At 62.5% G+C, this 22,249-nt stretch carries 22 protein-coding genes and 1 tRNA gene; 14 read left to right on the forward strand and 9 right to left on the reverse strand.

Annotated elements, in window-relative coordinates; genetic code table 11:
• Nucleotides 1–22 precede the first annotated feature (22 nt).
• On the reverse strand, nt 23–1,639 hold the full coding sequence (locus tag AC1Q6C_RS12395) for a DHA2 family efflux MFS transporter permease subunit (protein WP_042446649.1): 1,617 nt from the start codon (nt 1,637–1,639) through the stop codon (nt 23–25).
• Nucleotides 1,640–1,759: 120 nt separating this feature from the next.
• Here AC1Q6C_RS12395 and AC1Q6C_RS12400 point away from each other — a divergent pair, with 120 nt between their 5' ends.
• Entirely contained in the window at nt 1,760–2,236 is a 477-nt protein-coding gene (locus tag AC1Q6C_RS12400) for a MarR family winged helix-turn-helix transcriptional regulator (RefSeq protein WP_003943458.1), read from the forward strand.
• 57 nt (nt 2,237–2,293) lie between these two features.
• Here the strand turns inward: AC1Q6C_RS12400 and AC1Q6C_RS12405 are convergent, their stop codons facing one another.
• Nucleotides 2,294–3,325, reverse strand: a complete 1,032-nt coding sequence (locus tag AC1Q6C_RS12405; RefSeq protein WP_230359450.1) for an ABC transporter substrate-binding protein — start codon at nt 3,323–3,325, stop codon at nt 2,294–2,296.
• A 189-nt stretch (nt 3,326–3,514) separates the two neighbouring features.
• Here AC1Q6C_RS12405 and AC1Q6C_RS12410 point away from each other — a divergent pair, with 189 nt between their 5' ends.
• A complete protein-coding gene (locus AC1Q6C_RS12410) occupies nt 3,515–5,074 on the forward strand; it encodes an acyl-CoA synthetase (protein ID WP_221742609.1) in 1,560 nt (519 codons plus the stop codon).
• An 80-nt stretch (nt 5,075–5,154) separates the two neighbouring features.
• A complete protein-coding gene (locus AC1Q6C_RS12415; RefSeq protein WP_218679768.1) occupies nt 5,155–6,486 on the forward strand; it encodes a wax ester/triacylglycerol synthase domain-containing protein in 1,332 nt (443 codons plus the stop codon).
• On the opposite strand, the gene AC1Q6C_RS12420 is transcribed toward AC1Q6C_RS12415, so the two are convergent.
• The 3 genes from AC1Q6C_RS12420 to AC1Q6C_RS12430 form a co-directional block, all read right to left on the reverse strand.
• On the reverse strand, nt 6,449–6,772 hold the full coding sequence (locus AC1Q6C_RS12420; protein ID WP_003943496.1) for a hypothetical protein: 324 nt from the start codon (nt 6,770–6,772) through the stop codon (nt 6,449–6,451). The genes AC1Q6C_RS12415 and AC1Q6C_RS12420 overlap by 38 nt on opposite strands.
• 74 nt (nt 6,773–6,846) lie before the next feature.
• Nucleotides 6,847–6,920 (reverse strand) — tRNA-Pro (locus AC1Q6C_RS12425).
• A 54-nt stretch (nt 6,921–6,974) separates the two neighbouring features.
• Entirely contained in the window at nt 6,975–7,943 is a 969-nt protein-coding gene (locus AC1Q6C_RS12430) for a metallophosphoesterase (protein ID WP_003943461.1), read from the reverse strand.
• A 132-nt stretch (nt 7,944–8,075) separates the two neighbouring features.
• On the opposite strand from AC1Q6C_RS12430, the gene AC1Q6C_RS12435 reads away from it, so the two are divergent.
• On the forward strand, nt 8,076–8,552 hold the full coding sequence (locus AC1Q6C_RS12435) for a GatB/YqeY domain-containing protein (RefSeq protein WP_003943491.1): 477 nt from the start codon (nt 8,076–8,078) through the stop codon (nt 8,550–8,552).
• A 95-nt stretch (nt 8,553–8,647) separates the two neighbouring features.
• Here AC1Q6C_RS12435 and AC1Q6C_RS12440 read toward each other — a convergent pair whose 3' ends face one another.
• Nucleotides 8,648–11,017: a penicillin-binding protein gene (locus tag AC1Q6C_RS12440; RefSeq protein ID WP_050655305.1), complete on the reverse strand. Its 2,370-nt coding sequence runs from the start codon at nt 11,015–11,017 to the stop codon at nt 8,648–8,650.
• A 291-nt stretch (nt 11,018–11,308) separates the two neighbouring features.
• Here AC1Q6C_RS12440 and AC1Q6C_RS12445 point away from each other — a divergent pair, with 291 nt between their 5' ends.
• A complete protein-coding gene (locus AC1Q6C_RS12445) occupies nt 11,309–11,632 on the forward strand; it encodes a WhiB family transcriptional regulator (protein WP_007732375.1) in 324 nt (107 codons plus the stop codon).
• Between the two features lie 18 nt (nt 11,633–11,650).
• Here AC1Q6C_RS12445 and bagB read toward each other — a convergent pair whose 3' ends face one another.
• Together bagB and bagA are read right to left on the reverse strand one after the other, a co-directional pair.
• Nucleotides 11,651–12,829, reverse strand: a complete 1,179-nt coding sequence (bagB, locus tag AC1Q6C_RS12450; protein WP_492666641.1) for an ATPase BagB — start codon at nt 12,827–12,829, stop codon at nt 11,651–11,653.
• Nucleotides 12,829–13,842 carry an ATPase BagA gene (bagA, locus tag AC1Q6C_RS12455; protein ID WP_037130910.1) on the reverse strand — a complete coding sequence of 338 codons (1,014 nt, stop codon included), beginning with the start codon at nt 13,840–13,842 and terminating at the stop codon, nt 12,829–12,831. The genes bagB and bagA overlap by 1 nt, the downstream gene beginning before the upstream one ends.
• Nucleotides 13,843–13,895: 53 nt before the next feature.
• Between bagA and sp36 the strand changes: the two genes are divergently transcribed.
• The 9 genes from sp36 to AC1Q6C_RS12500 all read left to right on the forward strand — a co-directional run bounded on the left by sp36 (nt 13,896) and on the right by AC1Q6C_RS12500 (nt 21,248).
• A complete protein-coding gene (gene sp36, locus AC1Q6C_RS12460; protein WP_003943454.1) occupies nt 13,896–14,060 on the forward strand; it encodes a Sp36 family protein in 165 nt (54 codons plus the stop codon).
• 5 nt (nt 14,061–14,065) lie between these two features.
• Nucleotides 14,066–14,536 carry a RidA family protein gene (locus tag AC1Q6C_RS12465; protein ID WP_003943508.1) on the forward strand — a complete coding sequence of 157 codons (471 nt, stop codon included), beginning with the start codon at nt 14,066–14,068 and terminating at the stop codon, nt 14,534–14,536.
• Nucleotides 14,536–15,321, forward strand: a complete 786-nt coding sequence (locus AC1Q6C_RS12470; RefSeq protein WP_230359451.1) for an MBL fold metallo-hydrolase — start codon at nt 14,536–14,538, stop codon at nt 15,319–15,321. Before AC1Q6C_RS12465 ends, AC1Q6C_RS12470 begins: the two co-directional genes overlap by 1 nt.
• A 126-nt stretch (nt 15,322–15,447) precedes the next feature.
• Nucleotides 15,448–16,923 (forward strand): 2-hydroxymuconic semialdehyde dehydrogenase, encoded by a 1,476-nt coding sequence (locus tag AC1Q6C_RS12475; RefSeq protein WP_042446666.1) that lies wholly within the window; start codon nt 15,448–15,450, stop codon nt 16,921–16,923.
• Nucleotides 16,924–16,965: 42 nt separating this feature from the next.
• Entirely contained in the window at nt 16,966–17,739 is a 774-nt protein-coding gene (locus AC1Q6C_RS12480; protein ID WP_230359452.1) for a 2-keto-4-pentenoate hydratase, read from the forward strand.
• Nucleotides 17,736–18,188, forward strand: a complete 453-nt coding sequence (locus AC1Q6C_RS12485; RefSeq protein WP_007732394.1) for a RidA family protein — start codon at nt 17,736–17,738, stop codon at nt 18,186–18,188. Before AC1Q6C_RS12480 ends, AC1Q6C_RS12485 begins: the two co-directional genes overlap by 4 nt.
• Nucleotides 18,185–18,706 carry a 3-hydroxyanthranilate 3,4-dioxygenase gene (locus tag AC1Q6C_RS12490; RefSeq protein ID WP_003943511.1) on the forward strand — a complete coding sequence of 174 codons (522 nt, stop codon included), beginning with the start codon at nt 18,185–18,187 and terminating at the stop codon, nt 18,704–18,706. Before AC1Q6C_RS12485 ends, AC1Q6C_RS12490 begins: the two co-directional genes overlap by 4 nt.
• A gap of 3 nt (nt 18,707–18,709) precedes the next feature.
• The gene (locus AC1Q6C_RS12495) at nt 18,710–19,705 is read left to right on the forward strand and encodes an amidohydrolase family protein (RefSeq protein WP_042446676.1); all 996 of its coding nucleotides are present in this window, start codon (nt 18,710–18,712) and stop codon (nt 19,703–19,705) included.
• 184 nt (nt 19,706–19,889) lie between these two features.
• Entirely contained in the window at nt 19,890–21,248 is a 1,359-nt protein-coding gene (locus AC1Q6C_RS12500; protein ID WP_042446679.1) for an MFS transporter, read from the forward strand.
• Nucleotides 21,249–21,306: 58 nt separating this feature from the next.
• Here AC1Q6C_RS12500 and AC1Q6C_RS12505 read toward each other — a convergent pair whose 3' ends face one another.
• Complete coding sequence (locus tag AC1Q6C_RS12505; protein ID WP_003943516.1) at nt 21,307–22,233, reverse strand: LysR substrate-binding domain-containing protein; 927 nt, start codon at nt 22,231–22,233, stop codon at nt 21,307–21,309.
• Nucleotides 22,234–22,249 lie beyond the last annotated feature (16 nt).

The following is a 22,249-nucleotide window of genomic DNA, read 5'->3' on the forward strand; positions in this document are numbered from 1 at the left end:
CCGTACTGCACCGATCCGACCGTCAGGCGACGTCGGCTGCTGCTTTCGTTTCCTCCTCGTTTGACGGGGCCGGCTTGTTCGGGATGAGCGCCGTGGCGATCAGACCCACCACGACAAATCCGGCCGCAAGGTATCCGCCGAGTGTGATGCCGTGAGTCATCGCAGATTGGGCAGCGTCGGCGACGAAGGCAGTGTTCGGTGAACCGGCCAGCGAGTCGATGGCGGCGCCTGCGCTGTCGGTGACTGCCCGCGTCAACTGATCAGCCTGAGCTTGGTCGACACCGGATCCGGTGAGGTCGTTGTTCAGCGTCGAATTGAGAGTGCTGAAGAAGACCGTGGTGAGGACAGCGATGCCCAGTGCGGATCCGAGTTGGCGGAACGCGCTCTGAATGCCGGAGCCTTGACCGGCGCTCTGCTCGGGAATCTCCTCGAGCACCACGTTGGTCACCTGGGCAGTCGCAAAACCGACGCCGATTCCGTAGAAGAACAGCACTGCGGCGATAGTCCACCAGGGGCTGTCTGTCGCAGCGATGAATCCGAGGCCGGCGAGACCGAGCGCTTCGAGAGCCAGGCCGATACGGACCAAGCCCAACGGCGAGACCTTCGATGCCAGCCCGAAGCTCGCACCACTGGCGACAAAGCTGCCGATGGCAATGGGAACCAGCGCGAGCCCTGCCTGGAGGGCGCTGTATCCGAGCGTGAACTGGAGCCAGAGAGGAAGCACCGCAACGATTCCGAACTCGCCGAGTCCGATGATCAGCGTCGCGATGTTGCCGTTGCGGAACGACGAGATGGAGAACAACCGTACGTCCATCAGTGCCCGCGACGGATCGGCGCTGCGGGTGAGCATGGTTTGACGGTAGGCGAACGCACCGAGCGACAGAACGGCGAGAACCAGCGCCACCAGAACCGGCGACGGTCCGCTGGACCATGAAAGACCGAACAGATCGAAGGGTTCCTTCGTCGTCAGCCACCCGTACGTTCGTCCCTCGACGAGGCCGAAGGCCAGCAGGCCGAGCCCGGCGATGGACAGTGCTGCTCCGGTGGCGTCGATGCGCCCAGCGGTGCGGGGTGAGGGCGCGATGAACAGCACTGCGCCGATCAGAATGAGCGCAGCAAGCGGAATGTTGATCCCGAATGCCCAACGCCATGAGGCATGTTCGGCAAGCCAGCCGCCGAGCAATGGGCCGAGGGCGGATGCAGCGCCGATGGTGGAGCCCCAGACCGCGAAGGCCTGGCCGCGCGCCTTTCCGGTGAACATCGCGTTCAGAAGCGACAGTGACGTGGGCAGGATCATGGCCGCGCCGGCGCCCTGCAGGAAGCGCGCCAGGATGAGCAGACCGCCGTTCGGCGCCAGTCCGGCCAGCAGGCTCGTTGCGCCGAACACGACGACACCGGCGATGAAGATACGACGGGCGCCGACCAGGTCGGCAACTCTGCCGACCAGAAGCAGGAGTGCCGCGAACACGATTGCGTAGGACTCTTGGATCCATTGAGCCTGAACGGAATTGATCCCGAGATCTTCGATGATCGAGGGAACTATGACGTTGACGATCGTGGTGTCGACGACGATCAATGCCACGCCGAGTGCAATGGCGATCAGGCCCAACCACTTGCGGGTGGTGGGTGAGATGTTCACGAATAAACCTCCATTGTGAAGTAACTTCATTATGAAGGTATATTTGAGGCGGTAAGTTGTCAACGTGCGCGCTGGGTTCGACCGGCCGCCGTCTGGCACAGGAAAGGTGGGATCACCGAGGTGGAGGCACCGCGCGACATCTCCGTGGAGCGGGAGCGGCTGATGGACGAATTCCGCGCGTACGGTGGCACGTTCACCGAATTCAGCCATCGATTCGCGTCGTGGCTCGGCCTGCATTCCACCGACGCGACTGCCTTGATGGAAATCACCGCTGCCGAGGAGAAGGGGACGCCGCTCTCACCCGCCCGCCTCGGAGAGCGGATCTCGCTGACGTCGGGTGCAACCACCGCGTTGCTCAACCGCCTGGAGAAGGCGGGACATATCGTCCGGACCCGAGAGAATGCCGACCGGCGAGTGGTCACGCTGCACAGCAGTGCGCATGTGCAGGACCTGGCGGACGAGTTCTTCGGGCCCCTTGCCGTGCGACTCGACGCCATGATGGCGAAGTACCCGCCCGAACTGCTCAGTCGATTCGAGGAATTTCTCGTCGACCTTCACTCGACGATGAACGAACACCTCGAGCAGGACAACCGCTGAACAAAGAACGCCGCTCGACTCCGGAGAGTCGGGCGGCGTTCTTTGTGCCGGTGACGGCTACTTGCCGAGCTTGGCCTGCAGGTCGTCGAGAACCAGGCCGGCACCTGTCGGGCCGAGGCCCAGGAACCAGGTCTCGTCGCTCACCTCGGTGGCGCGGCCTTCCTTGACTGCGTCCATGCTTGCCCACAGCGGGCCGGCAACAACGGTGGTCTGGCCCGTGTCGGCGGGATTTCCGTAGCTGGAGTAGAAGATTCGGTCACCCTCCGCCTCGGTGATCGTTTCGGGGCTGACCTCGACGGCCAGTTCGTCGATGTCCTGGATCGCCGGGCGGGGCAGGCCGACGTCCTTCAAGATGACGCCGATGAACGACAGATTGCCGTACAGGCGCAGCTTCCCGGACATGAAACGAACCAGTGAAACGGTCGGGGAGCCGTCGATCGACTCACGTACCTTGTCGGCGTGCTCTTGGTAGTCGTTGAGAACCTGCTCAGCCTTGGTCTCCTCGCCGAGTGCGTCACCGGCAAGGAGGAAGTTCTCCTTCCACGGAAAGCCGGGGCGGATGCTGAAGACCGTCGGAGCGATTGCCGCGAGTTGCGGGTAAAGCTTGTCCTGGCGCAGCTTGCTGCCGAGGATCAGATCGGGCTGCAGTGCGGTGATCGCCTCGAGGTTGAGGTTGTTGGTCGTGCCGACATCGGGGACACCGACCAACTTGTCCGCCAGGTACGACGGCTGACCGGCGGCGCTTTCCGGGCTGGCGATGCCGACCGGGGTGATCCCGAGCGAGAGAACCTCGTCGAGTTCACCGCTGTCGAGGACGATGACGCGGGTCGGCTTGGCTTCGAGGGTGGTCTCGCCCAGGGCATGGGTGATGGTGCGAGGGAACTCGCCTGGCGCGGCATCGCTGCCGAGCTTCGCGGTTTCCGTGTCGGCGGTGCTGAACAGCTTGCCGCCGGTAGCGACATCGGTGTTGCCGTTCGCGTTGCCGCCGGCGTCGGAAGAGCCGCAGGCCGTAGCGGCAAAAACAGTCGCCAAGGCAACCATGGCGACCCGGACCGACGTGCGGCTCCGGAGAGTGGTGCGTGAGTGCATTAGGCTACCCTACCTTTCGGCTATCGGGCTTGGTCAGGGAGGTATCCGCACCGTTGACGCCAGGTGAGCGGCGCGTCAGGTCTCGCTCAGCGGGACCGCTACGCAATTCGGACTACAGGGTGCGACCAACGTGTTAGCTTCGCGAAAGACCTGTACTGGTAAGCGAAGACGCGTGTAGTGAGGATTTCGATGACCCTGAACATTGCCGATCTGTTCGAGGCCGTTGCCGATGCGATCCCCGATCGAGTTCCCTTGATTCTGGAAGACGTGCGATTGAGCTACGCCGAACTCGAACTGCGATCGAACCGACTCGCTCATCATCTGCAGTCGGTGGGCGTCGAGCCTGGGCAGCACGTCGGTATTCACATGCGTAACTGCGTCGAGTACGTCGAAGCGCTCCTGGCTTGCTTGAAGATCAGAGCGGTACCGATCAACGTCAACTTCCGCTATACCGATGCAGAACTCCTGTACATCTACACCAACTCTCAAATGGTGGCACTGCTGGTCGAAGAGGAATTCGCGCCGACGGCATTGGCCGTGGTTCCGCAGTGTCCGGAGATCACCCACGTGCTGATCGTCGGCGAAGACTACGAGAACGCCCTTGCCGCGCAGACTGATACCCGCGACTTCGGCCCTCGCAGCAACGACGACCATTTCATCATCTACACCGGCGGCACAACCGGAATGCCCAAGGGTGTGGTGTGGCGGCACGAGGACTTCTTCTTTGCCGCCCTGTCCGGAGCGAACCTCAGCGGGCCGCCGCGTCGTAGCCTCGAAGAGGTTGTGGATGCAGCTGTAGCGAACACCAATCCAACTGTGCTGCTACTCATCCCGCCGCTCATGCATGGAGCCGCAATCTATTCACTGCTCACGGCATTCCTCATGGGAGCGCCCCGAGTGCTGACCCGCAGCTTCGATCCGATGGAAGTGTTGCGACTGGTCGAGGCCGAGAAGATCACCGGAATCACCGTCGTCGGCGACGCAATTGCTCGGCCGATCGCCGACGCCATCACCGCAAGCGAAGGGCGCTACGACCTTTCGACTCTCCAACTGATCGGGTCGGGTGGCGCGTTGTTCTCCCCGAACCTGAAAGCAGAACTGACAACCCGACTACCGGGGTTGGTGATCAAGGATGCATTCGGTGCTTCGGAATCCGGCAACGACGGCGTCGTCGAATTCGGTGAGGACGGTTCCAAGCGAATTCGATCCAACCCCAACATGATTCTTGTCGACGACGAATTCCGTCGCATCGAACCAGGCTCGGACACAGTCGGTTTCATCGCCCGGGCCGGCCATGTTCCCGTTGCCTACTTCGGCGACCCGGCCAAGACTGCTGCAACTTTTCCCGTCGTCGACGGGGTTCGTCTGGCGGTACTCGGGGACATGGGCACGATGGAAGCCGACGGAACCATCATGCTGCTCGGGCGCGGTTCGATGTGCATCAACTCCGGCGGCGAGAAGGTCTACCCCGAAGAAGTGGAGCAGGCACTCAAAACTCACCCGGCAGTTTTCGACGCTTTGGTGGCGGGTGCGCCCGACACTCGATTCGGTGAGAAGGTCGCCGCGGTGGTGCAGGTTCGACCGGGATTCGAAGATGTTGCGACGGAATCATTGTCGGAGCATTGCCGCACCCACGTCGCCGGGTACAAGATCCCCCGCTCGATCGTGCTCGTACCAACCATCCTCCGCTCGCCCAGCGGTAAGGCCGACTACCGTTGGGCTCGCGAAACCGTAGCTGGTTGTACATAATCGTGAAACACCTGCGGAAGTAAGTAGGTCGCTGACAGCTTCCATTCGCGCCCTGCTTTCAAGATTTCGATTGGAGATTTATGCCCACCAGGCAACTGACCTCGGTAGATTTCGGATTGATTGCGGCCAACGTGGAAAACCGTTCTACCGATGTTCTAACGATATTCCTGTTCGATTCAGATAGCTCTCTACCGCTCGATAGAAAAGAACTGCTCGAACTCCTTGCTGCGCGTGCGTCGAGGATCCCGCAATTGCGATGGACTTTGACCAGAGTCCCTGGAGGGTTGAATTTTCCCTACTGGATTGACTCCAAACCGTTCGATATTGACGACCATGTCGAAGATAATGTTGAAATTTCGACGTGGAAAGGTGTGTTCGAATACTCTGCCGAGTTGGCGGCGCGGTTTGTAGATCCTTACCAATGTCTGTGGCGTCTGCACGTCATTCGAGGTGTTCGCGATGCGCCTGGAGTGCAGGGGGAAGCAACGGTAGTGATTCTCAAGGCCTCCCATGCTCTGGGGGACGGACGGATGTACAACGAAATCGTTCACGATCTGTTTTCGACGAAGCAATTACCCGACTTTGTTCCGCAACTGACAACGCCGAACCCGTGGTGGTCGTCCGTCATGGGAATTATTGGAACGCCGCGTAAGTATGTCCGCGCATTAAGGGCTCTGCCGGAGTCCCGGAAGTACGACGCGCCGGATTCAGGTGGTGGCGCTGTGACCTTCACCGGCGAGCGCTCGGCGACAGCGGTCGCGCTCGATTTGGTACTGATTCGAGAGATCAAGAAAGAATGGCCAGGAGTTACGGTGACTGCCATTGCCCAGACCGTGATCTCGTTGTCTTTGGAAGAATATTTCGGTGACAAAAGTCCGCGGTCGATGCAAGTTATGTCCGGGGCACCCGTGGGTGCCGCAGTGCGCGGACAAAATCACATGGGCTGCTATCACATCGACTTGGCGTTGGGCACAGTAGATATCGAGGAGCGACTTGTCGCCATCACCAAGAACAACAATCAGGCCAAAGCGGGATATCTCGACGCATACCGAGCCGTACGCGCACTGCAATACGAACTTCCGGCAATTGCGATCAAAGCTGGATTGTCCGCGGAGCCCAAACTGGGAACTGTCGCGAGCAGTGTCAACCGTGGTCCCGCTGTCATGACACTCGGCACCTCGAAGATCCTGTCGACCGTGTCTTTCCCATACGCGTCCCCGAGGAGTCCCTTCAATCACGGTATCTACTCGGTGGGTGACGTGCTCGCTATTTCGGTGCTCAGCGGATCCCCGGACAGTGGTGACATCGACGACTACGCGACTGTTCTCGAGAGGAACGCGGCCCGGGTTCAGGCATGCCTCGCGGAGCGAAGTACTACAGCCAGGGCTCGATCGGCTTCTTCACCCACATGATCTTCTCGTCCGGATGCTCACGCCGAGCTTCGGGACGGTCTGGGTTGGCTGCTGCCCACACGGCTTTCTCGTCGAGCAGTCCGGCTGCGATCGTCCAGGTCTCCCGCGTGCTCGGCGGATTGGCGCCCGCCGCCCGCGCAAGCTTGCGCAGCCGATCGTCGGGCATGTCGAGCAACTCTGCACTACTGATATCGCGATCCCAGGCGAACTTGGCAAGACCGACAGCTTTCTCACGTCGGCTACGGCTCGCCATGTCGTTGTGCGCGAAGTCTGGTTCGGATGCCACGGCTTCACCTTATCGTCAACGAAATCGAGGCCCTCCCGCGTGAGCGGAAGGGCCTCGATTTCTGTTCTTCACTGTCGGGGTGGCGGGATTTGAACCCACGACCTCTTCGTCCCGAACGAAGCGCGCTACCAAGCTGCGCCACACCCCGTGTCGAACCTCGGTTAGCTTACATTACCGAGTCGACTGACATTAAATCCGCAGGTCAGTTGCGTAGAACCGACGCTGGAGACTCTGCGGAACTGTGTGCGGAGACATGCTCCGGTTCGCGCCTGGTCGCCGGAACCAAAGTCAGCAGAGTTGCCTCGGGGCGGCAGCAGAAGCGTGCCGGAGCCCACGGCGAAGTGCCGATGCCTGCTGAGACGTGCAGCTGGGTGTGTGCGCCCCACTTCGACGGTCCCTTGACCCGGGATCGGTCGATCTGGCAGTTGGTGACCAGCGCGCCGTAGAACGGAAGGCACAGCTGACCACCGTGCGTGTGGCCGGCGAGCACCAGGTCGTAGCCGTCGTCGGCGAACCGGTCGAGAACTCGAGGTTCGGGCGAGTGCGTCAGGCCGAGCTTGAGCTGGGCGACGGGATTGGGTGTTCCGGCGACGGTGTCGTAGCGATCGCGCTTCAGGTGCGGATCATCGACGCCGGCGGCAGCAATGCGAATACCGGCCACTTCGAGTTCGCGGCGCACGTGGGTCATGTCCAGCCATCCACGTTCGGTGAACGCGGCCCGCAGATCGCCCCAGGGGAGGGGATCCCCGGTGATGCGCTTGTCCTTGTTGAAGATGTAGCTCAGTGGATTCTTCGGTTTCGGAGCGAAGTAGTCGTTGCTGCCGAAGACGAACAGACCCGGCCGAGCCAACAGATCGCCGAGCGCCTGGACCACTGCCGGGACGCTGCGCTGATGCGACAAGTTGTCTCCGGTGTTGACCACGAGGTCGGGGTCGAGGCCTTCGAGCTCACGCAACCAATTCTGTTTCAACCGTTGGTTCGGCATCATGTGCAGGTCGCTGAGATGGAGGACCCGCAGCGACGACGAACCGGGCGCCAGGACTGGCATCGTCACCTCACGCAGTGCAAATGCATTGCGTTCGATGCCGGATGCGTACCCGATCCCTAGTGCAGCGGCGCCCGCGGCACCAAGTGCGGTGCGGGTCAGATTGGTGCGGAACTGGGAAGACACCTCTCAAGGATACGGGTGTGGCGTTCTTCTGCGTCGCTCTCGCCGCCTTTTACAGCTATTCCACAGAGAATTGTGTCCGGGCGGAGGTAACTATCGGCACGCTCGAAACGCCGAGCGCGTAGCGTTTCCACCATGTCCGACACGACACCATCGCTCAAAGCCACCCTCCGAACCGACATGGTTGCATCCATGAAGGCGAAGGATCCGCTACGTACAGCCACCCTTCGGATGCTCATGGCAGCCATCCAGACCGAAGAGGTTGCCGGTAAGGAAGCACGGGTCCTCACCGACGAAGAAATCATCAAAGTCCTTGCAAAGGAATCGAAGAAGCGCGGCGAATCGGCCGAGATCTACACCGAGAACGGCCGCGGTGAACTTGCCGCGAAAGAGCGCGCCGAAGCTCAGATCATCGACGAGTACCTGCCGACGCCGTTGACCGACGCCGAACTCGTCGACGTCGTCGACACCGCCCTCGCTCAGGTGTCCGAGGAGCTCGGTGAGCGTCCGGGTATGCGTCAGATGGGCCAGGTCATCAAGGCCGCCAGCGCGCTGGCCAAGGGCAAGGCCGATGGCGCACGTATCTCTGCAGCAGTGAAGTCCCGCCTGTAGAAGCGCGCCACCGGAAACCGAAAACGGCCGCGAACTCCGAGTCACTCGGAGATCGCGGCCGTTCTTGTTTTCAGGGCCGTCAGTTTTCAGGGCCGTCAGTTCGGTGGGGTCCCCGCAGGCGGTGCGGGTTCGCCTCCCGGCGGAGTCGCATCCGGGGGAGTCGCGCCCGGTGCCGGAGCTGCTGGAGCTGCCGGGGATGCGGGTGCTGCCGGAGCCCTTACGGACCCGTCACTGATGTAGATCGTGACGGTCGAACCCGGGATCGCGGACCCGGACGGCGAAACTCCGGTGACCGTTCCCGCCCGTGCTCCGGATGCCGTGGTCACGGAATTGACCGTGAAGCCGGACGCCTGCAACCTCGACGTCGCCGCCGACTGGCTCAGGCCGACAACCTCGGGAACCTGGCCGTTCTGTGATCCCCGTGCGTACTTCTCGTCGATCGGGGGCAGCGAGGTGGGCCCGAAGTTGTTGGCGACCGGGTTCATTGCCGCGAACCAGGATCTCGCCGGTTCGGTACCGCCGTACAGGTTGCCGCTGTAGCAGGGGCGTAGCGGGCTCGAGCAGATCTCGCCGGGTGTCGGGGAGTCGCCGAAGATGTAGACGGCCGCAGCGAGGTTGTTGGTGAAACCGAGGAACGCCGAGGACTTGTGGGTCTCGGTGGTACCCGTCTTGCCCGACATCGGCAGGCTCCATCCGGCGCTGCTCGCGGCACCGGCAGACGTACCGGCGCCGACGTCGTCACGGCTCATGGCGTTGGCGAGTGTGTCTGCCAAGCCGGGATCGACGACCTGCTCACAGCCCTGCTCGGTGACGGCCACCGGCTTGCCGTAGCGGTCGAAGACCGAATCGATGGGACTCGGCGGGCACCACTTGCCGTGCGAGGCGAGAGTGGCCGCCACGTTGGAGAGTTCGAGCGGGTTGATCCAGGTGGGGCCGAGGGTGAACGAACCGAGGTTTTGTTCCTTCTGGAAGTCGGCCATGCTGCGCTCGTCGAAGCCCGAGGTGTTGGGATCGGCGTACGAGCGCATGCCGAGACGGACAGCCATGTCGACGGTCGGCGTGACGCCGGTCGCCTCGATGAGCTTGACGAAAGCGGTGTTTGGGGACTGTGCCAGGGCGTCGGTCACGGACAGCGTCGGCGGATAGTTGCCGGCGTTCTCCACGCAGTACGTCGAGACCGGGCAGCCTGCCGCACCACCGCTACCCATGCCCTTGGCTTCGAAGCGCTTGGGCACGTCGAGGGTCGCGTTGATGCCGAGGCCCTTCTCCATCGCCGCAGCGGTCGTGAAGATCTTGAAGACGGAACCCGCACCGTCACCGGCAAGGGAGTACGGCTGCGCCTGGACGGTTTCGTCGGCGTCGGCATTGAGTCCGTACGTGCGACTGCTGGCCATCGCGATGACCTTGTGTGAATCCTGGCCCGGCCTGATCACGTTCATCACGTTCGCGATGCCGTCGAGGTTGGCGCTCGCGTTCGCGTTCAGTCCGGCCTTGGTGGACGCCTGGACCTGCGGATCGAGAGTGGTCTTGATGAGGTAACCACCCTCGTTGATCTGGTCGCGGGTGATTCCGGCATCCGAGAGGTACTTCAGTGCGTAATCACAGAAGAATCCGCGATCGCCTGCAGCGATGCAGCCGCGCGGCAAGTTGTTGGGGGTTTCGAGGACGCCGAGGGGCTCTTCCTTGGCTGCACGGAACTCGTCGGCACGATCCGGAATGTTCGTGATCATGGTGTCGAGCACGGTGTTACGACGCTCGGTCACGCCCTCGACGTTCGTGTACGGGTTCAGCGCGGAGCTGGACTGAACCATGCCGGCCAGCATCGCGGACTGCGGAACGGTCAGATCTGCGGCGTCGACGCCGAAGTAGGTCTGAGCCGCGTCCTGAATGCCGAAGGATCCGTTGCCGAACGGTACGAGGTTGAGGTACCGGGTGAGGATCTCGTCTTTCGTGAGTTCCTTGTCCAGCGTCAGCGCCATCCGGATCTCGCGGATCTTTCGGGCCGGGGTGGTCTCGATGGCAGCGCGGCGCTCGGCATCCGTCTTGGCCACGACCAACAGTTGGTAGTTCTTCACATACTGCTGATCGAGTGTCGACGCGCCCTGCTGCACTTCACCGGTCGTCGTGTTGGTGAGGAAGGCGCGCAGCGTTCCCTGCCAGTCGACGCCCTTGTGGTCGGGGAACCGGCGGTCCTCGATGGAGACGATCGCCAACTTCATGTTGTTGGAGATCTTCTCGCTCGGGACTTCGAAGCGTCGTTGGTCGTACAGCCAGGCAATGGGATTGCCTGCCGCATCGACCATGGTGGACACCGCGGGGACCGTGCCTTCGACCAGTTCGGCCGAGACGTTGTCGACGGTATCGGCAGCGCGATTGGACGCGAATCCGAATCCGCCGGCCACCGGGAACATCACCCCTGCGACCAGGACACCCGCCAATGCGGAGCTTCCGGCGAGCTTCGCCACTGTTTTTGCAATCGACACGATCTACAGAGTACGTGTGCCCACCCATTGGAACCGGTTTCAGTGTTTTGCGGGTGTTCAAAACCTCCTGAACACGCGCTTTGTACTGCCGTACCAAAAAATGCTCCCGACCGTCTTGCGTTAGGGGCGTTCTTTACCTAAATTGTGATCAGTGTGATCGACGTAACACTCGATCACGAATGTGTCTCAGCTTTCACGTGCTACCGCGAGACGGCTGAGATGGTGCGCTGCTCGCCTCATGGCGACGGTCAGACTTTGTAGAGGGGACCCAGAATGTACACAGCCACCCCGAGTAGCCGTTTGGACATCGAGCAGGCCGAGGCACGAATTGCCTGGGTAACTCAGGCGCGATGCCGCGAGGTCGATCCCGACCAACTTTTTGTTCGTGGCGCCGCACAGCGCAAGGCAGCCACCATCTGCCGTCACTGCCCGGTCCTCATGCAGTGCGGAGCAGATGCTCTCGACAACCGTGTCGAGTTCGGTGTGTGGGGCGGAATGACCGAACGTCAGCGCCGTGCACTGCTCAAGCAGCACCCCGACGTCGACTCCTGGTCCGAGTTCTTCGAAGACCAGCGCCAGCATCACTCAGCAGTCTGATCCAGGTCGATCGGGGGATCAGCCCTTACGAGTGAGCTGATCTCCCACCGCGCGCAGCGCCTCGAGGTCCGAGACCTCGAACGGTAGCGACGGAACACCGATCAGCGGCACCCTCGGGTGAGCCGCGGTGAATCGACTCAGCAAGGCGATTTCTCGCTTCGCGATCACTGCCCGATGGGCATGGATGCGGAGAACGGCTGCGGTGAGGGCCTCGGCCTCGGTCGCATTTTCCTTCGCTTCCAGTTTGTCGGCGGCGGTCACCGCATGATCGGCAGGCAGAGCCGTCAACGTCGGGTGAGTGCGGTTGAGAACCAGACCGGCCAACGGCATCGAGTCACCCGCAAGGCGATCGACGAAGAACGCCGCCTCACGGAGAGCGTCGGGCTCGGCCGCTGCGATCACCAGGAAATGAGTCCCCGGCTGACGCAGCAACTCGTAGGTCTTCGTGGCGCGTTCACGGAAACCGCCGAACATCGAGTCGAGCGACTGCACGAATGCCGATGCATCCGAAAGCATTTGGCTTCCCACGATGGTCGAGACACCCTTCAGGGCCAATCCCATCGCGCCGGCCACGAGCCTGGTCAGGCCACGGCCGGGTGCCGAGAGCAGCCGGATCATCCGTCCGTCGAGGAATGTTCCGAGCCTCTGTGGAGCGTCGAGGAAGTCGAGCGCATTGCGCGACGGCGGGGTATCGACGATCACCAGATCCCACGCGTCGTTCGACGCCAGCTGCCCCAACTTCTCCATCGCCATGTACTCCTGCGTTCCGGAGAACGATGTGGCAACGGTTTGGTAAAAGGGATTCGCCAGGATCTGCTCGGCCTTCTCAGGGCTCGAATGCTCGATGACCATCTCGTCGAAAGTCCGACGCATGTTCAGCATCATCGCGTGGAGTTCGCCCGTAGCCTCGGGACCCAGCTTCACCGGCTGCGGAGTGTTGTCGAGTTCGGCCACACCCAAGGCCTGTGCGAGGCGACGGGCCGGATCGATGGTGAGGACGACTACGCGTCGGCCCTCTTCGGCTGCCCGCAACGCCAGCGACGCAGCCGTCGTGGTCTTGCCGACGCCACCTGCGCCGCAACACACCACGATCCGGGCCGTCGGGTCCTTGAGGATCGCCGAAATATCGAGGGCAGGAGCTGCGCGTCGGCCGGTCCTGGAACTGCCGACCGTCACGTTCTCGGTGGTCTCGGTCATCACACGCCCTGTTCCGTGAGGTATTCGGCCAGCTCGTAGAGCCCACCGAGATCGACGCCGTCGGCGAGTGCGGGAAGTTGCACCCGCGCGCCGTCGATCTCGCGGAGCTTCTCCGCACTGGATTCTTGAGCTTCGAGCACCGACGCGTGCTCGATCGTCTCGGTGAGCAGGCCGGCGAAGTCGTCGTCGGACAGATCGATGCCGACATCGGAGAGCGTCGACCGGATCGAAGCCGCATCGATGTTGCCGGCTGCAGCACCGGAGAGTTGGTCTTCGGGCAAGAACCTCGGGCTGGCGCGGTTGACGATGATGGCACCGAGGTTGAGGTCGTCACGCGCCAGTTCTGCGGCGGCGTCGGCGGTTTCCTGAACGGGCAGCGCTTCGAGAAGCGCAACAAGATGTACGACGGTCTCCGGCGAGTGCAGCAGCCGAACGACGCCTTCACTCTGCGAATGCACCGGGCCGCCCTTGGCGAGGTCGGCCATCGCCTTGGTGACGTCGAGGAAGCTGCCGATCCGCCCGGTCGGGGGAGCATCGACGACAACGGCGTCGTACACGCGTTTGCCGGTTCGATCGGTGCGGATGACGCACTCCTTGATCTTGCCGGTGAGCAGAACGTCGCGAAGGCCTGGAGCGATTGTGGTGGCGAATTCGATGGCGCCGAACTTACGCATCGCCCGGCCGGCGAAGCCGAGGTTGTAGAACATTTCGAGGTATTCGAGGAACGCGGTCTCGATGTCGACGGCCAGAGCCATCACTTCACCGCCACCTTCGGCGGCCGCGACCTTGGTCTCCTGCGGTGGAAGCGGTGGTACGTCGAAGAGCTGCGCGATTCCCTGGCGGCCCTCGACCTCCACGAGGAGAACGCGCTTGCCGCCTTCGGCCAACGCGAGCGCCAACGCGGCGGCAACCGTGGACTTACCGGTTCCGCCTTTACCTGACACAAAGTGCAGGCGGGCCTTCGTCGCAGACTCGGGCCAGGTCCTGCTCAGCTCATCTTGGGATGCAACCACACCGCGAGCCTATAAGTCTGGGGCCGAAGATGTACGCGGGATAGGCTCACCGCATGAGCGAAATAACTTCCTGGGAATACACCGTGACTCCGTTGCTGGTCCACAATCCGAAGGCAATTCTCGACAACTGGGGTGTCGACGGCTGGGAACTCGTCGCCGTCCTGCCGAGCGCGTCGGGCGAGCAGCACGTCGCGTACATGAAGCGTCCGAAGGGCTGAATCACATGGCAGAGGCAACACAGACCTGGTCGGAGCGTCTCGCCGAACTGGGCATTGCACTTCCCGCCGTCGCGGCACCCGTCGCTGCTTACGTTCCCGCGGTTCGCAGCGGCAACCACGTGTACACGTCGGGTCAGCTCCCGTTCGTCGACGGAAAACTGGCGCTGACCGGCAAGCTCGGCGCGGGCGTGTCGGATGAGGACGCCAAGGCCGCGGCTCGCACCTGCGCGCTCAACGCTCTTGCTGCCATCGACGCCCTGGTCGGCATCGACAACGTCGTTCGCGTCGTCAAGGTTGTCGGCTTCGTGGCATCCGCCGAAGGATTCACCGGCCAGCCCGGCGTGATCAACGGCGCATCCGAGTTCCTCGGCGAGGTGCTCGGCGACGCCGGTATCCACGCCCGTTCGGCAGTCGGCGTGGCAGAACTTCCCCTCGGCTCACCCGTCGAGGTGGAACTGATCGTCGAAGTTCGCTGATGCCGACGGTCCATCCCGCCTACGCGCAGCTACGCCGCGTCACCGACATCGCTTCGGTCTTGCTCGAGAACAACCCGGGCATGATGACGCTGGACGGTACGAACACTTGGATTCTGCATGCTCCGGGCAGCGTCGAGTGTGTTGTCGTCGATCCAGGCGACAACGACGAGGAACACCTGCAACGTGTCGCTGGTATCGGTCCGGTAGCGCTGACCTTGATCACGCACCGGCACTACGACCACACCGGCGGGGTGGACCGTTTCCACGAATTGACTTCGGCTCCAGTGCGTTCCGTCGACCCTACTTTTCTTCGCGGGGGCGCTTCGGCGCTTGTCGACGGTGAAGTGATCGAGGTAGCGGGCCTGAAGTTGCGGATCCTCGCGACGCCGGGTCATACCGCGGATTCGGTGTCGATAGTCATCGAGAACGATGCGAGCGTGCTGACGGGCGACACCATTCTCGGCCGCGGCACGGCAGTTCTCGACGACTCCGACGGCGATCTGGGGGACTACCTCACCTCGCTGCGATCGCTGGCCGCACTCGGCGAAGGACTGACGGTTCTTCCCGGGCACGGTCCGGACCTGCCCGATCTGCAGGCGATTTCGCAGCAGTACCTCGCCCACCGCGAGGAGCGTCTGGATCAGGTGCGGGCCGCTCTGTCGACGTTGGGGGAGTCGGCCTCGGTGCGCGACGTAGTCGAACACGTCTACTCAGACGTGGACCCGAAGTTGTGGCCGGTCGCGGAGAAATCCGTCAACGTGCAGTTGGCGTATCTGCGACGCTGAGGCGCTCGGCGCCGACATGCAGAGCTGAGTTGTGTGGCCGAACTGCCGCCATCTATGCCGATCGAGGTATAGCTGGCGGCAGTTTTTGCATTTGTTTGATATGGGTCACGGGCCAATAGTTAGTCCATGACCTCACAATGCGACGGATGGATCCGCAATTACGTGGACGGCTCCTATGTCGAACCCGACGAGTCGTCGAGCTTCGATCAGGTCGACCCAGCAACGGGCCGTGTTCTCGCCCGGGTCCACGAGGCCGACAAGGCCCTGGTCGATCGGGCCGTGACCTCTGCCAGACGTGCTCTGGACAACGGTTGGGCCGATACGCCGGTTCGAGAGCGGACGGCTCTGCTGCGACGCGCCGCCGACCGGATCGAGGAGCGATTCGAAGAGTTCGTCGCCGCAGAGATGGCGGACACCGGCAAGCCGATCACGCAGGCACGCGAACTCGACGTCGCGCGCGCCCTGACGAACTTCCGCACCTTCGCCGACATCGTCGCCGCGGCGGGACAGGAATCGTTTGTCACGGATCTCGCGGGCGGCAAGCAGGCGCTGAACTACGCGATCCGCAAGCCGCTCGGCGTCGTCGCCGTGATCGTTCCGTGGAACCTGCCGCTGCTTCTCCTGACCTGGAAGGTTGCGCCCGCGCTCGCGTGCGGAAACTCCGTGGTGGTCAAACCTTCCGAGGAGACCCCGGCGACTGCGTCGTTGCTGGCCGAGGTGCTCGAAGAGGTCGGCCTGCCTGCCGGCGTCTACAACGTCGTCCATGGATTCGGTGCGAACTCGGCCGGCGAGTTCCTCACCACGCACCCCGGTATCGACGGGGTCACCTTCACCGGATCTTCGGCAACGGGTTCGCATGTCATGAAAACCGTTGCGCCGCGAGTCCGTCCGGTCTCGTTCGAGCTCGGCGGCAAGAACGCCGCGATCGTCTTCGACGACGTCGACATCGACGAAGCCCTGACGGGCCTGACCAAATCGGTGTTCACCAATACCGGCCAGGTCTGCCTGTGCACCGAGCGGGTGTACGTGCACCGCAGCATTTTCGACGACATCGCCGGTGGACTCGTCGAGCGGGCAGCAGGACTGCGTCTGGGCGACCCGACGCTCGATGCAACGACGACCGGACCGCTCATTTCGCAGGCACACCGGAAGAAGGTACTCGACTACTTCGAGATCGCCGAGCAGGAAGGCGCGAAAGTGCTGACCGGCGGCGGTATTCCGGACCTCGGACAGGAACTGTCGGGCGGATCCTGGATCGAACCCACCCTGTGGACAGGCTTGACCAACAAGGATCGCGCCGTGCGCGAGGAGATCTTCGGACCCGTCGCAGCACTCATTCCGTTCGAGACCGAAGCCGAAGCGATCGCCCTCGCAAACGACACCGAGTACGGCCTTGCTGCCTCCGTGTGGACCAACGACCTGCGCCGCGGGCACCGCGTCGCGCAGAAGATGAACGTCGGAATCTCCTGGGTCAACACGTGGTTCACCCGCGAACTGCGATCTCCCTTCGGCGGCATGGGCCTGTCCGGCATCGGACGTGAGGGCGGCGAGTCCTCGCTGCACTTCTACACCGAACCGACGAATGTATGTGTGCAACTGTGAACATCGAAACCGCAAAAGATTTCCAGAAATGAGCGAGGCGTGATGACAGCCCCCGAAGACACCGTATCCGCGCTCGCGCGTCGCCTCGACGACGCTGCGCAGACGCGCACCGACACGCCGAGCCTCGCCGACGAACACACCATCGACATCGACCAGGCCTACCGGATCCAGAACGAACTCCTCGAACGGCGCACCAGCCGTGGTGAATCGATTGTGGGCATCAAGCTCGGCTTCACGAGCAAAGCGAAGATGGCGCAGATGGGTGTCTCCGAAGTGATCGTCGGTCAGTTGACCGACGCGATGTGCGTGAGCAACGGCGGCGAAGTCGACCTGAGGACGTTCATTCATCCCAAGATCGAACCCGAAGTGGCATACCGCTTGTCGAAGGACGTCGATCTCGACGATCCGCACGTCGACATCGAAACCTGCGTCGACGCACTGGCTCCCGCAATGGAGATCATCGACTCGCGGTACCGCGACTTCCGCTTCACCTACACCGACGTCGTCGCTGACAACACCAGCGCTGCCGGGTACGTGATCGGGAGGTGGCTGCCGCTACAGAACGTCGAAGACCGTTCCGTACGTATGGAAGTCGGCGGCGAGACGGTAGTCGGTTCCACGTCGGCCATTCTCGGCGATCCGGTGCGAGCTCTGCATGCACTGCTCGACATCGCTCGTCGACGCCGAATCCCGTTGCGCGCCGGGCAGGTAATTCTGGCCGGTGCCGCCACAGCAGCTGTGCGACTCGACGAGGGCGTCGCACAGTGCACGATCGACGGACTCGGAACCGTCACGGTGAAAGGTGTGAAGCGATGAGTGGGGCGCAGGTCATCGAGAAGCTGGCGAAGCCGCGCGGAAAGTTCCCCCACGTCAAGGTGGTCGGCGATTTCGTCTATGTCTCCGGGACCAGTTCGCGTCGACCCGACAACACGTTTGTCGGCGTCGAGGTCGACGAGATGGGGACCACGGCGCTCGACATTCGGGCGCAGACGCGTGCCGTCATCGAGAACATCACGGCGATTCTCGCCGAAGTGGGCGGAGAACTGAGTGATCTGGTTCAGGTCACCTCCTACCTGGTGTCGATGAACGACTTCGGCGGATACAACGAGGTGTACGCCGAACTGTTCGACGAAAACGGTCCGACGAGAACGACTGTGGCTGTTCACCAGCTGCCCCACCCTCACCTGCTCATCGAAATTTCCGGCGTGGCGTACGTGCCCGCCTCCCGACGCTCGGCGTCCGAAGATACGGAGAATGCATCATGACCACGATTCCTCCCGTCATCGACTTCAAGAAGTGGATCGACGACAACCGCCACCTCCTGCAGCCGCCAGTCAACAATCAGACGATGGCGCTCGGAGACGATTTCATCGTGCAGGTCGTCGGCGGCCCCAACCAGCGGACCGACTACCACCTCGATCCGTACGAGGAGTGGTTCTACCAGCTCGAAGGCGACATCCACGTCAATGTCATGACCGAAGACGGTCCTCAGCGCGTCGACATTCGCGAGGGTGAAACTTGGTTGCTGCCAGGAGACATTCCGCATTCGCCGCAGCGTCCCACCGCGGGCTCGATCGGCCTGGTCATCGAACGCGTCCGCAAGGAAGGCACGCTCGAGAAGTTCCAGTGGTACTGCCTCGAATGTGATCACAAGATTCACGAGGTCGAACTTCAGGTGCGCGACATCGTGGCCGACCTTCCGCCGGTGTTCGTCAAGTTCTACGAGAGCGAAGAAGCCCGCACGTGTGACAAGTGCGGCACGCTCCATCCCGGCAAGGGCTGAGCTATGAGCAACCTGATCGACATCCACACCCACTACGTGCCCAACGGGTGGCCGGATCTGACCGAAGACGCGGGGCCGCAAGCGCCGTGGCTGAAGGTCGAGTCGGAAACCGAAGCAATGATCATGATGGGCACCAAGGAGTTCCGTCGCATCCAGTCCGATGCCTGGGACGCCGAGGTGCGGCTTCGGGACATGGATGCCGACGGCGTGCAGAAGCAGGTCGTCTCACCTACTCCGGCGTTCTTCAACTACGGCCGGAGCGGTGAGCAGGCAAGTCGCATTGCACGGATCTTCAACGACCTCGCACTCGAGATCGTGGAGCCGGCGAAGGATCGTTTGATTCCCTTCTGCCAGGTGCCTCTGCAAGACACCGACGCAGCGTGCCGTGAGTTGGAGCGGTGCATCGCGAACGGGCACCGCGGTGTCGAGATCGGCAATCATGTCGGCGATCTGGACCTCGACAGCGAGGGGGTGGTGACGTTCCTGCAGCACTGCGCGTCGCTGGACGTGCCGGTATTCGTGCACCCGTGGGACATGGCCAACTCTCCGCGCCTCGATCGCTGGATGGCGCAGTGGCTCACTGCGATGCCGGCCGAAACGCACCTGTCGATACTCGCACTGATTCTCGGTGGGGTGTTCGACAAGATCGACGATCGTCTCAAGATCGGATTTGCGCACGGTGGTGGATCTTTCGCGTTCTGGTTGGGCCGGATGGAAAACGCCTGGCACGGCCGCAACGACATCATCGGTACGTCGCAGTTCCCGCCTTCGCACTACCTGGGAAGGTTCTACGTGGATTCCGTCGTCTTCGACGAGCGTGCGCTGCGACTGTTGGTGGACACGGTGGGGGTGGACCGTGTGATGGTGGGTAGTGATTACCCGTACCCCTTGGGGGAGCGTCCGGTCGGTGAGGTGGTTCGCAAGAGTGAGTTCTTGGACGATACTGCGCGCCAACTGATTTCGCGGGGGAATGCCGAACGTTTCCTGGGTCTCGTCTGAGGCCCCGGCTATACCTTTTCCGGTATGGCGGACGGTGAATTCGGCATTTGTGAGTCATGTCTCGAGCGAGCACAATTCCAAACACAACGATCGACGACGCTCGTGATACCGACAATCCCGAAGACGGGGTCGGTGACTACAGACTTCATCGTCCGCCTGCCCCATCCAATCGATAGGTTCCGCGATGTCAGACAAGATATCCAACAGCACTACGAGCGACGGAAAGCCGTTGCCGGAGAAAGCGGCCCGTAGCCGAGTTGCCATGGCAACCCTGGCCGGCACAACTCTCGAATGGTACGACTTCTTCCTCTACGGCACAGCCGCCGCGTTGATCTTCAACAAACAATTCTTCCCGAGCCTGAGCCCCACGGCCGGCACGCTGGCTGCCTTCAGCACCTTCGCCGTCGGGTTCATTGCACGGCCGGTGGGTGGACTCGTGTTCGGGCACTTCGGTGACCGGATCGGGCGCAAGGCCACGCTCGTGGTCTCATTGGTGATGATGGGCATCGGGTCCACACTCATCGGCCTCATCCCGAACTACGACTCCATCGGTTTCTGGGCGCCCGTCCTCCTGGTGGCGATGCGCGTCGTTCAGGGCATCGGTCTGGGCGGTGAAGGCGCCGGCGCGACACTCATGTCGATGGAGCACGCGCCGGCGGGGCAGAAGAATCTCTATGCAGGTTTCCCTCAGATGGGCACACCCGCCGGACTGGTTCTCGCCAACGGCATCTTCCTGACGACCAACGCCGTGATGTCGGACTCGGCATTCGCTTCGTGGGGTTGGCGAATCCCGTTCCTGCTCAGCTTCGTTCTGGTGGCGATCGGTCTGGTGATTCGCCTGCGCGTCACCGAGTCGCCGTCATTCGCCGGGATCATGGAGAAGGGCGAAATAGTCCGCTTCCCGCTGCGTGAGTCGCTCAAGGTCGGCTTCCCCCGTTTGTCTCTCACGCTTGCCGCGTGCTTGGCGAACTCCGCCGTGGCGTACGCCTTCATGGTGTTCACCCTGTCGTACGGAACTCAACATCTGGGCTACGACAAGCAATTCCTGGTGCTCAGCGTGACCGCGGCAGCAGTCCTGTGGTTCCTTTCCATCCCGTTCTGGACAAAGATCGCCGACAAGTACGGGCGTCGGCACATGTTCATCGGCGGATCTGCCGCAATCCTGTTGTGGTGCATCGTGTTCTTCCCGCTCCTCAATACCGAGAACAAAATGGTCGCCGTCATCGCGTTCCTGGGCATGGGCCTGATCGTTCCGGTCACACATTGTGTCCAGGGCAGCATCATCGCCGATACCTTCCCGGCCAAGGTCCGCTATTCCGGCTCGTCTCTGATCCTCCAGAGCGGTGCGATTCTCGGCGGTGGACTGGCACCGATGATCGCCACGGCTCTGCTCGACGCCACCGGATCTTCGGTCGGTGTGACCTGGTATCTCGCCGGGGTGTGCACGATCAGCCTGGTCGGCGCCATCGCACTGTTCAAGATTGTCCCCGATTCGTCGCGGGGCTTGGAGCACGAGGAGATTCGCGTCTCCGAAAACGCCTGAGTCCTGGTCGATCCGACATCGGCCCGTTCCCTCTGGAGGGAACGGGCCGATCGGCGTTTCACGGTCGCATGAGCTCAGTTGCAAAGGACTCCAGCGTCGCGATCAGGGCCTGCGCGGACGGACTCGACGTGCGAGTCGCCGACGAGGTGATGCCGACGCTGTGCCCGATCGGATCGAGTGTGATGGACAGGGTGGTCAAGCGCGCGTCGTCGCGGGGGATGAGGCTCGGTAGTACCGCGATCATGTCGGTCTCGACCAGTAGCTGACGCACGGTGAGGAAAGAGGTTGCCTCGACCCGATTTTCGGGCAACGGCAAGCCGTTCCGGGCGAAGAACTCCTCGAGTTCGCGTCGGAGCACTGTCTCGACCCCAGGAAGGATCCAGGGGAAGCCGCGTAGTTCTTCGAGTTGGACGTCCTCGCGGTGAGCGAGCGGGTGATCTACGCGGGTGACGAGTTCGACGGATTCGGCGTAGAGGTTCCGTCTTGTCGCGGTGTCATCGGTAGGTGAGGTGAGCCGGCCGACGATCAGGTCGATTCGGCCCGCTTCCAGATCGGTGAGCAACTGCTCTGGCGTACCTTCGCGCACGACGACGGTGAGCAACGGGTGGTGAACCTTCAGGCGCGCGATAGCGCCGGGAAGCAGCACGTTGGATCCGGCGAGATGTGTTCCCACGATGACGGTTCCGCGATTGGCGTCGGCAAGTTCGACGACGTGTCGCCCGGCTTCGGTCAGCTGCGCGATCACGGCCCGTGCATGAGTTGTGAAGGCCTCGCCGAAAATGGTCGGGGTGATGCCGCGTGGGCCGCGGTCGAAGAGCGAGACGCCGAGAATGGACTCGATGTCGTGCAGACTGCGGGTCGCGACGGGTTGCGTGATGTGAAGTGCGGCAGCGGCGCCGACCACACTGCCCTGACGGCTCAATGCGTCGACGAGCAGGAGATGGCGGAGTTTGAGTCGCCCGTCGAGGAGCTTGGGCATGTCCATGGAGCAATCCTAGACG

It is taken from the genome of Rhodococcus sp. MT28 (assembly GCF_058792695.1).

Excerpts from the sequence above, each read along its gene's own strand:
- sp36 (WP_003943454.1), top strand. The coding sequence starts at position 13,896 with ATGAGCGAAATAACTTCCTGGGAATACACCGTGACTCCGTTGCTGGTC.
- AC1Q6C_RS12500 (WP_042446679.1), top strand. The coding sequence starts at position 19,890 with ATGTCAGACAAGATATCCAACAGCACTACGAGCGACGGAAAGCCGTTG.
- AC1Q6C_RS12485 (WP_007732394.1), top strand. The coding sequence starts at position 17,736 with ATGAGTGGGGCGCAGGTCATCGAGAAGCTGGCGAAGCCGCGCGGAAAG.
- AC1Q6C_RS12415 (WP_218679768.1), top strand. The coding sequence starts at position 5,155 with ATGCCCACCAGGCAACTGACCTCGGTAGATTTCGGATTGATTGCGGCC.
- AC1Q6C_RS12445 (WP_007732375.1), top strand. The coding sequence starts at position 11,309 with ATGTACACAGCCACCCCGAGTAGCCGTTTGGACATCGAGCAGGCCGAG.
- AC1Q6C_RS12505 (WP_003943516.1), bottom strand. The coding sequence starts at position 22,233 with ATGGACATGCCCAAGCTCCTCGACGGGCGACTCAAACTCCGCCATCTC.
- AC1Q6C_RS12480 (WP_230359452.1), top strand. The coding sequence starts at position 16,966 with ATGACAGCCCCCGAAGACACCGTATCCGCGCTCGCGCGTCGCCTCGAC.
- AC1Q6C_RS12465 (WP_003943508.1), top strand. The coding sequence starts at position 14,066 with ATGGCAGAGGCAACACAGACCTGGTCGGAGCGTCTCGCCGAACTGGGC.
- AC1Q6C_RS12410 (WP_221742609.1), top strand. The coding sequence starts at position 3,515 with ATGACCCTGAACATTGCCGATCTGTTCGAGGCCGTTGCCGATGCGATC.
- AC1Q6C_RS12470 (WP_230359451.1), top strand. The coding sequence starts at position 14,536 with ATGCCGACGGTCCATCCCGCCTACGCGCAGCTACGCCGCGTCACCGAC.
- bagB (WP_492666641.1), bottom strand. The coding sequence starts at position 12,829 with ATGACCGAGACCACCGAGAACGTGACGGTCGGCAGTTCCAGGACCGGC.
- AC1Q6C_RS12490 (WP_003943511.1), top strand. The coding sequence starts at position 18,185 with ATGACCACGATTCCTCCCGTCATCGACTTCAAGAAGTGGATCGACGAC.
- AC1Q6C_RS12435 (WP_003943491.1), top strand. The coding sequence starts at position 8,076 with ATGTCCGACACGACACCATCGCTCAAAGCCACCCTCCGAACCGACATG.
- AC1Q6C_RS12475 (WP_042446666.1), top strand. The coding sequence starts at position 15,448 with ATGACCTCACAATGCGACGGATGGATCCGCAATTACGTGGACGGCTCC.
- AC1Q6C_RS12405 (WP_230359450.1), bottom strand. The coding sequence starts at position 3,325 with ATGCACTCACGCACCACTCTCCGGAGCCGCACGTCGGTCCGGGTCGCC.
- AC1Q6C_RS12495 (WP_042446676.1), top strand. The coding sequence starts at position 18,710 with ATGAGCAACCTGATCGACATCCACACCCACTACGTGCCCAACGGGTGG.